The organism is Staphylococcus sp. NAM3COL9 (genome assembly GCF_001431205.1).
GTDB lineage: Bacteria > Bacillota > Bacilli > Staphylococcales > Staphylococcaceae > Staphylococcus.
In genome coordinates this window covers 555,632-569,051 of record NZ_LGPC01000016.1, presented here as the reverse complement: position 1 = coordinate 569,051, position 13,420 = coordinate 555,632, and the positions used below count along the sequence as shown (strand labels likewise).

13 protein-coding genes are annotated in these 13,420 nt (G+C 32.7%); 6 read left to right on the top strand and 7 right to left on the bottom strand.

Features of this window, described 5'->3' with window-relative positions; translation table 11 throughout:
* Positions 1–12 precede the first annotated feature (12 nt).
* Positions 13–1,392 carry a four-carbon acid sugar kinase family protein gene (locus tag ACA31_RS12265; RefSeq protein ID WP_057513605.1) on the top strand — a complete coding sequence of 460 codons (1,380 nt, stop codon included), beginning with the start codon at positions 13–15 and terminating at the stop codon, positions 1,390–1,392.
* A gap of 16 nt (positions 1,393–1,408) precedes the next feature.
* Positions 1,409–2,770, top strand: a complete 1,362-nt coding sequence (locus ACA31_RS12260; protein ID WP_057513604.1) for a gluconate:H+ symporter — start codon at positions 1,409–1,411, stop codon at positions 2,768–2,770.
* Positions 2,771–2,843: 73 nt separating this feature from the next.
* Here ACA31_RS12260 and ACA31_RS12255 read toward each other — a convergent pair whose 3' ends face one another.
* The 4 genes from ACA31_RS12255 to ACA31_RS12240 all read right to left on the bottom strand — a co-directional run bounded on the left by ACA31_RS12255 (position 2,844) and on the right by ACA31_RS12240 (position 5,891).
* Positions 2,844–3,521, bottom strand: a complete 678-nt coding sequence (locus ACA31_RS12255) for an ABC transporter ATP-binding protein (protein ID WP_057513603.1) — start codon at positions 3,519–3,521, stop codon at positions 2,844–2,846.
* 18 nt (positions 3,522–3,539) lie between these two features.
* The gene (locus tag ACA31_RS12250; RefSeq protein WP_057513602.1) at positions 3,540–4,589 is read right to left on the bottom strand and encodes an ABC transporter permease; all 1,050 of its coding nucleotides are present in this window, start codon (positions 4,587–4,589) and stop codon (positions 3,540–3,542) included.
* A 206-nt stretch (positions 4,590–4,795) separates the two neighbouring features.
* Complete coding sequence (locus ACA31_RS12245) at positions 4,796–5,224, bottom strand: pyridoxamine 5'-phosphate oxidase family protein (RefSeq protein ID WP_057513601.1); 429 nt, start codon at positions 5,222–5,224, stop codon at positions 4,796–4,798.
* A 91-nt stretch (positions 5,225–5,315) separates the two neighbouring features.
* Positions 5,316–5,891 (bottom strand): LysE family translocator, encoded by a 576-nt coding sequence (locus tag ACA31_RS12240; protein WP_057513600.1) that lies wholly within the window; start codon positions 5,889–5,891, stop codon positions 5,316–5,318.
* Between the two features lie 129 nt (positions 5,892–6,020).
* Between ACA31_RS12240 and ACA31_RS12235 the strand changes: the two genes are divergently transcribed.
* Positions 6,021–6,569: a helix-turn-helix domain-containing protein gene (locus ACA31_RS12235; protein WP_057513599.1), complete on the top strand. Its 549-nt coding sequence runs from the start codon at positions 6,021–6,023 to the stop codon at positions 6,567–6,569.
* A 97-nt stretch (positions 6,570–6,666) separates the two neighbouring features.
* Here the strand turns inward: ACA31_RS12235 and ACA31_RS12230 are convergent, their stop codons facing one another.
* The 3 genes from ACA31_RS12230 to ACA31_RS12220 all read right to left on the bottom strand — a co-directional run bounded on the left by ACA31_RS12230 (position 6,667) and on the right by ACA31_RS12220 (position 9,924).
* Positions 6,667–8,235, bottom strand: a complete 1,569-nt coding sequence (locus ACA31_RS12230) for an alanine/glycine:cation symporter family protein (RefSeq protein WP_057513598.1) — start codon at positions 8,233–8,235, stop codon at positions 6,667–6,669.
* 229 nt (positions 8,236–8,464) lie between these two features.
* Positions 8,465–8,887, bottom strand: coding sequence for a DUF2871 domain-containing protein (locus ACA31_RS12225; protein WP_057513597.1), 423 nt, complete (start codon positions 8,885–8,887; stop codon positions 8,465–8,467).
* A gap of 176 nt (positions 8,888–9,063) precedes the next feature.
* On the bottom strand, positions 9,064–9,924 hold the full coding sequence (locus tag ACA31_RS12220; protein ID WP_057513596.1) for an oxidoreductase: 861 nt from the start codon (positions 9,922–9,924) through the stop codon (positions 9,064–9,066).
* 81 nt (positions 9,925–10,005) lie between these two features.
* Here ACA31_RS12220 and panB point away from each other — a divergent pair, with 81 nt between their 5' ends.
* The 3 genes from panB to mqo all read left to right on the top strand — a co-directional run bounded on the left by panB (position 10,006) and on the right by mqo (position 13,411).
* Positions 10,006–10,818, top strand: coding sequence for a 3-methyl-2-oxobutanoate hydroxymethyltransferase (gene panB / locus ACA31_RS12215; RefSeq protein ID WP_057513595.1), 813 nt, complete (start codon positions 10,006–10,008; stop codon positions 10,816–10,818).
* Positions 10,815–11,663, top strand: a complete 849-nt coding sequence (gene panC / locus ACA31_RS12210; protein WP_057513594.1) for a pantoate--beta-alanine ligase — start codon at positions 10,815–10,817, stop codon at positions 11,661–11,663. The genes panB and panC overlap by 4 nt, the downstream gene beginning before the upstream one ends.
* A 260-nt stretch (positions 11,664–11,923) precedes the next feature.
* Complete coding sequence (mqo, locus tag ACA31_RS12205; RefSeq protein ID WP_057513593.1) at positions 11,924–13,411, top strand: malate dehydrogenase (quinone); 1,488 nt, start codon at positions 11,924–11,926, stop codon at positions 13,409–13,411.
* Positions 13,412–13,420 lie beyond the last annotated feature (9 nt).

The window sequence follows — 13,420 nt, the reverse complement described above, 5'->3', positions numbered from 1 at the left end:
TGAGGTGAGAAAGTGCTAACTGAAAATTTAGTTAACCAAAAAATCAATGATGAGATTCATAAGCATTTGAAAGACTTTAAATATAAAATCATTGTATTGGATGATGATCCAACTGGTACACAAACTGTTAAAGACTTACCTGTGTATACAGAGTGGTCGGAAGATTTAATTGAAGATGGTTTTAATCAAGAGAATTCTATGTTCTATATATTAACTAATTCAAGAGCGTTGAATGAACACGAAACGACGAAATTGCATCAAGAGGTAAGTCGGAATATAGAATTGGTTTCTCGACGTTTAGACTATCCTTATATTGTAATTAGCAGGGGCGATTCCACTCTAAGAGGTCACTTCTACTTGGAACCTAAGGTTTTAAGTGAAGCCTCAGAACAAGCATTTGATGCAGTGTTTTATTTACCAGCATTTTTTGAAGGTGAAAGGTATACATATAATGGCGTACATTATCTTAAGGAAAATGAGCAATATAAACCTGTTTCTGAAAGTGAATTTGCTAATGATACTACGTTTGGTTTTGAATCTGAAAAGATGGCAAGTTTTATAGAAGAGAAGAGTTATGGTGACGTTAAAGCTGAAAACGTACACCATATTACACTATATCAAATAAGAGAAAGAAATAAGGAAAGTATATTACAAATATTTCACGCCGTATCAAACTTTGATGCAGTAGTGGTAGATGCATTAAATGATGAAGATATAGATTATTTTGTCTCTTGTTTAACAGCATTTTTAGCGAATTACGATAAGAAATTTATGTTTAGAACTGCAGCCTCTTTTGTAAAATCGATGTGTCAGACTCCAGGTGAGATTATTAATCTAAACCAATTTAGTAATAATCATGGTGGTTTGATTATCGTTGGATCACATGTAAAAAAAACATCATCACAATTACATCATTTACTAAATAACACTCATATCACACCAATTGAATTTGATGTTAAATCAGTTACTAAAACAGATTTGAACCTATATATAGATAAAAGAATTCAAGAAGTAGAAGCATTAATTAAAAATAGTAAAGATGTAGTTGTCTATACTTCTAGAGATGTTATTAAGACCGAAGATTTAACGAATAATTTAGGAATTTCTACAAATATTTCAAATGCTTTGGTAGGAATTGTAAGAGGTTTAAGCATAAAACCAAAGTTTATTATTGCAAAAGGTGGAATAACTTCTAGTGATGTTGCAACTAAAGGCTTGGAAATTAAAAAAGCACAAGTAATTGGTCAAATAACACAAGGGGTGCCTGTGTGGCTGACTGGTGAAGAAGCAAAATATTCTAATATGCCTTATGTTATTTTCCCGGGAAATATCGGTAGTACAAACACGTTAACAAATGTATACAAAATGAACAGTAGTATAAGACTGAATTAGAAGGCAGGGAGATAAAATGATGGGAGAAATGTGGCCATTAATTGCTGTAGTGATAGGGGTATTTATATTATTGATGCTAATTATTTGGTTTAAATTAAATACATTTATTGCATTAATCATTACTTCAATGGTAACGGGTATCTTGCTAGGTATGCCTTTAGATACGATTGTCACAACTATTGAAAAAGGTATGGGTGATACTTTAGGCCATATTGCCATCATCTTTGGTTTAGGGTCCATTTTAGGGAAATTGTTATCTGACGGTGGTGGTGCAACACGTATTGCAGACACACTTATAAACATTTTTGGTGAAAAATATGTGACATGGGCTATGATTATTGCTTCATTCATTATTGGTATTTCATTGTTCTTAGAAGTAGCATTTGTATTATTAATTCCATTAGTATTTACATTAGCAAAAAGAATGCAAATCTCAAATCTAAAAGTGGGATTACCGATGGCAACATCAATTGCTATAACACATGGATTTTTACCACCTCACCCAGGTCCAGTAGCGATTTCTGAGGCGGTTAATGCAAATATTGGTTATGTGTTAATGTACGGAATTATTATTGGAATTCCATTAGCTATCATTGTTGGTGGCACATTCCCTATAATTGCGCATAAACTGACACCAGAAGCTTTTAATAGAGAAGGAAATCAAGCAGCGGTTGGCGAAATGAAGGAATACGATCAAGATCAATTACCTGGTTTTGGTATTAGTTTACTAACAGCACTTGCTCCAGTTATATTAATGTTATTGGCGACAGTGCTACAACTCATTACTGGTAATGACGATGGAAATGCACAAGGGTTTGAAGGTTTTATTTACTTTATTGGTACTTCTGTAACTGCAATGCTTATCGCTGTGTTATTTGCGATATATACAATGGGAATTAGACGTCAACAAACTATGAAACAAATTATGGACACTGTTTCTAACGCAATTACACCAATTGCTATGTTAATACTTATCATTGGTGGTGGAGGAACGTTCAAGCAAATATTAATTGATGGTGGCGTTGGCGATACTATATCAGAAATATTTAAAGGCACAGAAATGTCACCAATCATTCTTGCATGGCTTGCTGCAGCTTTATTGCGTACTGCATTAGGCTCAACGACAGTAGCAGCGATATCTTCAGTAGGTATTGTATTACCATTATTGCAAACAGCAGATGTGAATATTTCCTTAGTAGTTTTAGCAATTGGAGCAGGGAGTATTTTTTGTTCTCATGTTAATGATGCAGGTTTTTGGATGTTCAAAGAATACTTTGGTTTAACTATGAAAGAAACATTTTTAACATGGACACTACTAGAGTCTATATTATCTGTGGTAGGTCTTATCTTAATATTAATCGTAAATTTAATTATATGATATTAATAATTAATTAAAATAAAAAAACCCTTCACAAATACTCACTTGAATGTGACTAATATGAAGGGTTTTTTTATGATTTGTTGTCCTGAGTCAGCGTAAGTATACCATCTTCCATATGATATACACTATCACAATACTCAGTTAGTCGTTCATCATGCGTAACAACGATACAAGTTTTGTTTTGTTCCATCGTTTGTTCTTTTAAAATTTTCATTACTTCCATCGCATTATTCGTGTCTAATGAAGCGGTTGGCTCATCGGCTAAAATAATTGATGGCTTTGTATAAAGTGCTTTAGCAATCGCAACGCGTTGCTTCTGTCCGCCAGATATTTCACTTGGAAGTTTATTCTCAAGCACCGCAATATCAAGTTGCTTAACAAGTTGGTTATAACTTGCTTCGTCTAGCACATCTTTTTTTTGTTTTTGTAGTAACTTAAATTGCTGTTTTACATTTAGAAATGGCACAAGATTTGTAGCTTGAAGAATAAAACCGATTTCTTGCATCCTTGTTTTTGCTAATGCTTTTAACGACAGTTGAGACACTTGTTTATCATTGATGAAAATTTCGCCAGATGAGGGCGTTTGTAACGCGCCGGCCATTGTTAGAAATGTGCTCTTTCCAGAACCAGAGGGCCCGATAATGGCAATCAGTTCATTTTTATTAAATTTCAAAGATGTAGGTTTTACAGCTTCAATTGTTTGATTCCCATCTTTAAAATGTTTAGTGACGTTTTTAAATTCTAGCATTTATTTATACACTCCTATTTATCCTATTGCCTTGAGTGGATCTACTTTTCTAATCGTCAATATCGAGAAGAGGCTACCTAATAGAGAAACTATGATAAGGACGATGCCGTATATTAATAATGTAGTAACATCAAATTTAACTGGGACTACACTTGGTAAAAAAGCGCCGGTAAGTAAAGTTAGCGCAAGTCCAATTACTGTACCAATCATCGCAATGATGAATGTTTGTGATAATACAACTTTTGCTAAATATCCATTTGTGAAACCTTGTGCTTTTAACACACCAAATAAATTTGTTTTTTGTAACGTAATAACATATAAAAAGATGCCAATCACTGTTGCAGAAATAATAAATAAGAATGTAATCATAAAGTTTAACGTTAAGTTTTGAGCTTGATAACCCGGTAAGTGTTCAATGAAACTTTCAATTTCTATAGCTTCTAGATTACTATTTAAATCTTGTTTATTCCAATCTTTATCTCTGACTACGACCGCATTGGTTTTATCTTTATCCAATGAAGGGTTGATTTTTTGTATTGTACTATTATTAGAAAACAGGACTGGAGAGGCATTGTATTTAGCACTTTCACTAAAGCCTACAATTTCCAATTTTTCATCTGATTGTGATAACGATAATTTATCTCCTATTTTAAATCCTTTATCTTTTAAAGTTTCATCCGCCACTACTTCATTGTCAGATTTAACCTTTTTGCCTTCTATCATATCAGGTCTTAGGAAAGAATCAGAAGTGACACCAAAAAGTAAGGCATTTTCTTCTGCATGACCATTAGAAGCGATAACACCTGTCTGTGTTAAAGTCGTTTGTTTATCATATGTATTTTCGACATCATCTTTATTGAAAGAAGACTGTTCTACAGTTTCATTTGCATCTTTATTTAATATAATAGCATCGGCTTGCCATTTATCGATACCTTCTCTATTCATATTCATCAGACCGCTAGCTAAGCCGGACAGAAGGAAGAGTAGGTAACTGATCATAATTAAGACACCGATAATCAAGCTGAATTTCAACTTGTTACGCTTAATTTCATTCCATGCTAAAAACATAAATTACCTCCTATATGTAAATTACGATTAAATTTATATAAATTAAAAAATTCATTTTCAACCTATTCCATAAAGCTTATTTCTATAATAGCCTATTTAAATATAGAATATATTTATTTTCTATGAAAAAAGAAAGTATATTTAAATAGTAGAATATAGAATTTAAACACTTGTATAAACTTTTGCTTATACAAGTGTTTTTGAAATTATACTTCAAAATTTATAGTTTTTGGTTCGTCTAATGCTTTATCATTCATTATCTTAATAGATTTTGGCTGAGCTTTAACTACGCATAATTCTGGGTCAGTTTTGTTATCGAAAAACGATTTGTCTTGGTTTTGCCATAACCAATCAATTATTTCTTGATCTTGAACAATTGATAATACGGCATCAATTTCTAGAAAACTACGATTATTTGTATCATCGTAACCAATTAAAATGTGTGCACACGGATTTGACTCAATTTCGTCAATTTTTATTGAGTTAACATTCGTTTTCGTATAAAGCGTGTTACCGTTATTATAAAAAATCATATATCTACTGTTAGGTACATTATTATGTGCGGTAGATAGTACTCCGACACGTGATGTATTAAGTATTTCGTTGATTTTGTTCGTTAAATTAGTATTATCCATATATGAATCACCTCTATATACATTATTCCCTAATAATGAGAATTAAAAAGTAAATTCTGAAAAAATATAATAAAGTTCAATTTGATAATAATTATTCTAAGATCATCATAAATGCTAAAATCACAAGACATGTAGACATACTAATTTTATAGATGAATTCATATTTTAATAGAAATTTTTTTAAACAAAGTCCCATAACTGCCCAGGCAACTGCACCTGAAACACCTATAAGTGCAATGATAATTGTATAACTCAGCGTAGCAAGAAAACTTATATTTTGAGTAGTTACAAAGGTCACGATAGCAGTAAGTACATAAATGATTGTTTTAGGATTCATATATTGAAGAAGCAAACCATCTCTCATACGATACGTATTGCTTTGTTGAGCGTCTTTACTATCATGTTTAAATACAGAATAAGCAAGATACAATAAGTAAATAAATCCCACTATTTTAATTACAAATATAAAACTTGAAAAGTAAGCAGCCATATATTCACTAAATAACAAGCAAAACATGGAAAGTGTAAAAAAACCTAATCCAATACCAATTAAGAATTTCGCAGTGCCTTTAAGACCTAATTTTAAAGCGCCATCTAATGCTAATAAATTGTTAGGCCCAGGCGTATAACTCATAAAAAACGTATAAAAAATAAATGATATAAACAAATTGCATTCTCCCTTCATTATCCTGTATTATGGAAATAACATAAAAAAACTTCCGCTATATAGGATATTTCCTTTTAAAAGGATTTTATATCTATTAAACAGGAAAGTCAATGTAAAAGGGGCCTAATAATGGAATTTCATAAAATAGTAGCTAAGAATATTTACTTATATAGAAAGAAAAACAAGATTAGTTTGGAAAAATTATCAAAGCTTACAGGGGTGAGTACGTCCTCATTGAATGAAATTGAAAAAGGTAATACTATTCCTTCAATAAATACTGTTTGGAAAATTAGCAACGGTTTAAAATTATCGTTTAGTAGTTTAATGAATGAGGCAGAGTCAGATTATACACAGTTAAAAAAAGAAGAGGTTGTACCTGTTACTGAAGATGAGGGGAAATATCGTGTTTATCCATACTTCCCATTTGAAAAGAGTAAGTCCTTTGAATTCTTTTATGTAGAGCTCGATCCAGGAGCAACTTTAGATGCAGAACCCCATTTATCCGGTTCAGAGGAATCGATTATTGTAATTGATGGGAAATTAGAGATGCATTTAGAAAATGAAACACTTTATTTAGGTGAAGGAGATGCTTTGAGATTCAAATCAGACATTTCTCATAGTTATGTTAATAACGGAGAAAATATGACCCTAATATCTATGGTTATCGATTATCAATAAATTAAAACCCATGTTCCTCGACGTATTAGAGGGCATGGGTTTTGTTATATAATTCATACTATAAAATAGGATTATAAAGCTTTGTTTAAAAAATTTATTATTCTTGTTTATGAGAATCGTCTTTATTTTTTTCTCTGTTAAACCAAAAATATGCATTAGGAGCATCTTGCTGAGTTGGTTTATAAACAGCCAAGCTGCCAGATCCTTTCGATTTTTTTTGGTTTTCAAAATCTTTTAAAGCACGAAAGGCTGGTTTACATAAAATCCATATAGCTATAATATTTAGCCATGCCATCATGCCAACACCTACGTCTCCCATTGCCCACGCAGCATCAGCAGTTTTAATAGTGCCATATGCAGTGGCAAAAATAAGTAGGAAACGGGTCAATGTAATATAAAAATTTGATTTTTTAGCACTCATATTTCTAGTAAGATAAGCAATGTTTGTTTCAGTAATGTACGAATAAGCTAATATGGTAGTAAATGCAAAGAAAAACAATGCAACAGCTATAAAATAAGATCCGAACCCAGCGAAATTTGGATCAAATTGATAGTTATCGCCTTGAAATGCTTTATCGATACCAGATTGTACATACATAGCAGTCCCAGAGAAATCTTTAGAACCATCCGCATTTAATACGTAAACACCATTATCTTCAATTAAATTAGGCTGTCCTTGTGAATTCTCTGTGCCATTCGTTGTATTATAAGTTCCTGAAATTAAAATAATTAATGCAGTAGCTGTACAAACAAAAATAGTGTCTATATAAGCTGAGAAAGCTTGTACAAGTCCTTGTTTTGCTGGGTGAGATACTTCTGCTGCTGAAGCTGCATGGGGCCCCGTCCCTTGACCTGCTTCATTTGAATATAACCCTCTTTTTACACCAATTTCAATCATTGCCCCAATAATTCCACCAAAAGTAGATTGTAAACCTAGTGCAGATTTAAAAATAAGTGCGAACAATGCAGGCACTTCTTCAATATTTAAAAAAATTACAATAACAGCTAATAAAATGTAAGCTATAGCCATAAAAGGGACTATTGTTGTTGCCATACTGGCAATGCGTTTAATTCCACCAAAAATGATAAGCGATAGTAATATTACGAGAAAAATAGTAACTGCCCATTTTGGAATACTAAAAGCACTATGTAATGAAGTCGCAATAGCATTGGACTGAACTCCTGGCATTAAAAGACCGATTGAAATGATAGTCACTATAGCAAAGATCAACGCAAATATTTTTCCGAACTTTCCTCCAATACCATTCTCAATATAATAAGCAGGGCCGCCTCTGTATTCCCCATTTTCTTTTTGTTTATATATTTGACCTAAAGTAGATTCTACAAATGCAGTGCTTGCACCTAGTAAAGCCGTCACCCACATCCAGAAGACTGCGCCGGGGCCGCCAATAAATATTGCTGCTGACACACCAACGATATTCCCTGTGCCAACCCTGCCTGCCAAAGATAATGAAATAGCTTGAAAACTAGAAATGCCTTGTGGAGATTTTTCTCCTTTGAATAATAAACGTATCATTTCTTTAAATTGTCTCACTTGTGCGAAGCGAGTAATAAGTGAAAATATGAGTCCTGTTATTAATAATCCAAAAACTAGCGGAGGACTCCATATAATTTTATCTAAGAAATCAATGAATTCTGTAATCAAATTAATTCTCCTAACATAAATTGGTTTTTATACTGGTTATGTAAGCGCTTGCTCGAAATTGTACACGTCTGAAATCTGTGAGCAAGAGTGTCAATTAATTCGTTAACATTTTAATGTATTAACATATAGAATTAATTTTTAATAATTTTATATGTTAAGTAAATTTAAAATATACAAAAAATCTGTTCAAGTTTCTATTTTTTGAAACTTGAACAGATTTTTTGTTATGCTATTTTCTTTTTTCTGAAGTGGCGTTAATTCTTTTATTTAATAAAACAAAGAATAATACGAATGCGATAGAAATAAAGATGTGGCCTAAACCAGCAATGCCCGCGATTGCAGGACTTACGCTGAATCCTTTGATAGTAGCAATACCATTTACAAATTGCATCGCTACAGTTACTAATACACCTAAGTGGAAAATATAAAAGAAACTATTAAATAATTTACTATTACGAGTCAATTTAAGTTGATGTTCGATAACCATGAAGATCAAAAACATAATGGTACCTAAAACTAATAAATGTGTGTGCGTAACATTTAATTGTGAATAATCGCTAAAATTTTCTCCTTTTGACATTTCTCTATAAAACAAACCACTAAGTAATCCTAATAAAGTATAAAAAGCAGAGCTGAATATTAATTTTTTCATTTTTTCTTCCTCCAAATTGTTAATAACTATAATATAAAGTGTTTTTATGAACTGTTTATGAACAGAATAAAAATAAATTAAAAGTTTATAGCAACATGAAAGAAGCGCACGATAACGAATGAAATCTAAATTTTAATAATAATCATATCAGTAGAGCAAATTTTGAAAATAGCACATTAATCTTTTTGTTGTGCCAATAACAATGGATAAATAGTATCAAGTACAGGTGTAACTAACTGATGTATTCTTGCTTTTTTAAATAAAAAGCCTTGGATTCCCTCTATTTCTAACGCGTTACCTGAAATGATGTCGTAATACATACTTGTGCCCATTTGATTTGGGTATCCATCGTAAATTGTCAGAATATCATCGATAATATCATCATCAAAATACACATTTTCAGCTTGTGCAATGGCTACGCCTTCAACTAATAGTTGCTTACAAAGTTGTTTTATACCTGGAACTTGAAGTACTTCAGCAGGACGACGACTTAATGCAGTGACACTATTAATGGCTAAATTAACAAGCAGTTTATACCAAATGGCATCATCAATATCGTTTGTGAGTTCAACTTCTAAAGAAGAGCCTGCTACAATATCATGGAATAATCGCGTTTTTATGCAATCTTCTAAAATGATTTTGTGATCACGATAATGCATTACTGTAGAACCAGATTTTTGTCCGCTAATATAAACAACACCTTGAAATACGTGAGGGTGTTCAAAGAGTGACAACTGACCGTGCCCATTTTGAGCAAGTATAATAGTGGTTTGCTCATGGATTAAATGTTTCATTTCTCTTAATACAGCATCAAGTTGAGGTATTTTAACAGCAATAATTAAAACATCAACTTGGTCTTGAACAGTTCTTAATGGCGTTACCTGTAAGGTATGTTCATGTTCAGTATTATTATTGGCATAGTAGGTGAGCATTTGATGTTGTCGACCGAGTAAGCGTAAGTCAGGATGAGTTGCTAAAAGATCAATTGCAATCGTGCTACCTACTGCGCCAGGTCCAATTATTGCAATTTTATTCATGCTTTTCATTTCCTTTTCTAAGTAGATTAGTTAGTATATGGATAATGATACAAATATAACAAACTGTGGAGATGATTTTAATTGAAAACATTAAATCAACTAATAGATATGAAACAGAGTAACGATAAGATATCAATGGTGACAGCCTATGATTATCCTAGTGCGAAGCAAGCCGAATCAGCTCTTTTAGATACAATATTAGTTGGTGATTCATTAGGGATGACCGTCTTAGGTTATGACAGTACAGTACAAGTGACGGTAGATGATATGATTCATCATGCACAAGCAGTACGACGAGGTGCACCAGACACATTTGTAATCGTAGATGTGCCTTTTGGTGCAGTAGGTATAAATGAGCAGTCGGATTTAGAAACAGCTGTAAAATTATATCAACAAACTCAGGCGAATGCGATTAAGGCTGAAGGTGCACATTTAACTCAATATATTAAAAGTTGTAGCAATATGGGTATCCCAGTCGTTTCACATCTAGGTTTAACACCCCAAAGTGTAGGTATAACTGGGTATAAAATGCAGGCAAACACCAAAGAAGCAGCACAACAACTGATAGATGATGCATATGCTGTACAACAAGTAGGTGCGGTTATGCTAGTGTTAGAAGCTATTCCTAGCGATTTAGCGGATAAAATCACTAAAAATTTAAATATCCCAGTTATTGGAATTGGTGCTGGTAAAGGCACAGATGGCCAAGTATTGGTGTATCACGATTTATTAAATTATGAAGTGAATCATCAAGCAAAATTTGTGAAACAATATGGTGATTTTTCAAAAGGTGTTCAAGCTTTATCTGAATATAATAAAGAAGTTAAGTCACAACAATTTCCAAGTGATGAGTACACCTACAAAAAGCAGGTCATGGATGAGGTGTCAGAATGACTGAGTTAATTACTACTATAGAAGAAATGAATGGAATGTCTAAACAGTGGGCGAAATCAAAGAAATCAGTGGGCTTAGTACCTACGATGGGCGCTTTACATGAGGGCCATTTAAAAATGATGTCACAAGCCATTTCAGAAAATGACGTGACAGTTATTAGTGTTTTTGTAAATCCCCTGCAATTTGGACCTAATGAGGATTTAGATGCGTATCCTCGAGACATTGAAAGCGACATAGCAAAAGCATCATCAGTAGGCATAGATTATATTTTTTATCCGAGTGAAAAAACAATGTATCCGGGACAACCTACAATTGAAGTAAAGGCTGGACGTCTAGCGTCAGTATTAGAAGGTGCGCAGCGTCCTGGTCATTTTGACGGCGTAGTGACAGTAGTAAATAAACTGTTCAATATTATACAACCACAACGTGCTTATTTTGGAAAAAAGGATGCACAGCAATTAGCTATAGTGGAAAAAATGGTTGAAGATTTTAATCATGCAATTGATATTGTAGGCGTAGAAATTGTTCGTGAGGCAGACGGCCTAGCTAAAAGTTCACGTAATATTTATTTAACACTAGAGGAAAGAGCAGAAGCGCCTCATCTTTATAAAGGTTTGCAATTAGCACAATCATTATATAATCAAGGTGAACGCAACAGTTTGAAAATCATTGAAGCTACACGAGATTATATACAACAGCATACGAGTGGGGATATAGAAACAGTGGCAATTTATAGCTATCCTCAACTTGTCGAGCAACATGAAATTACAGATAAAATTTTTATATCGCTAGCAGTCAAATTTAGTCAGGCACGTTTAATTGATAATATTATTATCGGTGATTAATTTGTATAAATCTATTTACATATTTAGTGAACAATTCACTTAGATACAACATTCTTTCAATATACAATTTACATTTTCTTAGTGTTGATTTATCATATAGTGTGAGAGATATTTATCGAGCAAACGATTATATGATAATTAAATAGTTTCAAGGGTATAGATACAGTAGTGAACATAATGTATGCGTTATCTCAAGAACTGAATAACTATGTTTTATCTTATGTAATTAATTAAAAAGTGATTATGAGAGGTGGTAAAAAATGAGTGAATCTAACTCAAAAGATGTCATTTTAATTGGTGCTGGTGTTTTAAGTACAACATTCGGTACGATGTTAAAAGATCTTGCACCAGAATGGAATATTAAACTTTTTGAAAGACTCGAAAAACCCGCAATTGAAAGTTCTAACGAACGACACAATGCCGGTACTGGACATGCCGCATTGTGTGAATTGAACTACACAGTTGAACAAAAAGATGGCTCAATAGATATCGAAAAAGCAAAAGAAATTAACGAACAGTTTGAGATTTCAAAACAATTTTGGTCTCATTTAGTAAAAAGTAATCAAATTCAAAATCCACAAGAATTTATACGCCCGTTACCGCATATTAGTTTTGTGCAAGGTGATAAAAATGCGAACTTCTTGAAGAGACGTTATGAAGCACTTGCGCCTTTATCAATGTTTAAAGGTATAGAATATACAGAAGATCATAAAAAACTACAAGAGTGGATGCCATTAATGATGGAAGGCCGCGACCCAGAAGAAGTAGTTGCAGCTAGTAAAATTAACGAAGGTACAGATGTGAACTTCGGTGAACTTACAAGAAAAATGGCTAAAAACTTAAATGAACATGAAAATGCAGAACTTTTCTACAAACATGAAGTTCAAGACTTTAATCGTCGTAAAGATGGTAAATGGGAAGTTAAAATTAAAGATCTTAAAACTAATAAAGTAGAACATCACATTACTGACTATCTATTTATTGGTGCAGGTGGTGCTGCAATTCCAATGCTACAAAAAACTGGTATTCCAGAAAGTAAACATTTAGGTGGTTTCCCAATTACAGGAGAATTCTTAGTATGTAATAATCCTGAGGTTGTAGCTAAACACGAAGTTAAAGCTTATGGTAAAGAACCTGAAGGTACGCCACCAATGACCGTACCTCACTTAGATAGACGTTATATCCAAGATGAAAATTCATTATTATTTGGACCATTCGCAGCGATTGGCCCTAAATTCTTGAAAAATGGTTCTAATTTAGATTTATTTAAATCAGTCAACAGAAGTAATATCATCACTATGTTAGCTGCAGCGGCGAAAAACTTCCCGTTAATTAAATATTCTATTCAAGAAGTATTAGCTAAAAAAGAAGATCGAATGAAAGAATTACGTCGATTTGTTCCTGATGCTAAAGACGAAGATTGGGATATTATGCAAGCTGGTAAACGTGTTCAAGTTATCAAAGATACGAAAGAACACGGTAGAGGATTTATTCAATTCGGTACAGAAGTTGTAAATTCAAAAGACCATTCTGTAATTGCATTATTAGGTGAATCTCCAGGTGCTTCTACTTCAGTTTCAGTTGCATTAGAAGTAATCGAGAAAAACTTCCCTGATTATATGGCTGAATGGGAACCTAAGTTGAAACAAATCATTCCATCTTATGGTAAATCATTAATTGAAGATTACGCATTATTAAAAGAAATACGACAAGCAAATAATGCTGAACTTGATTTAAACAATAAATAATAAGCAATA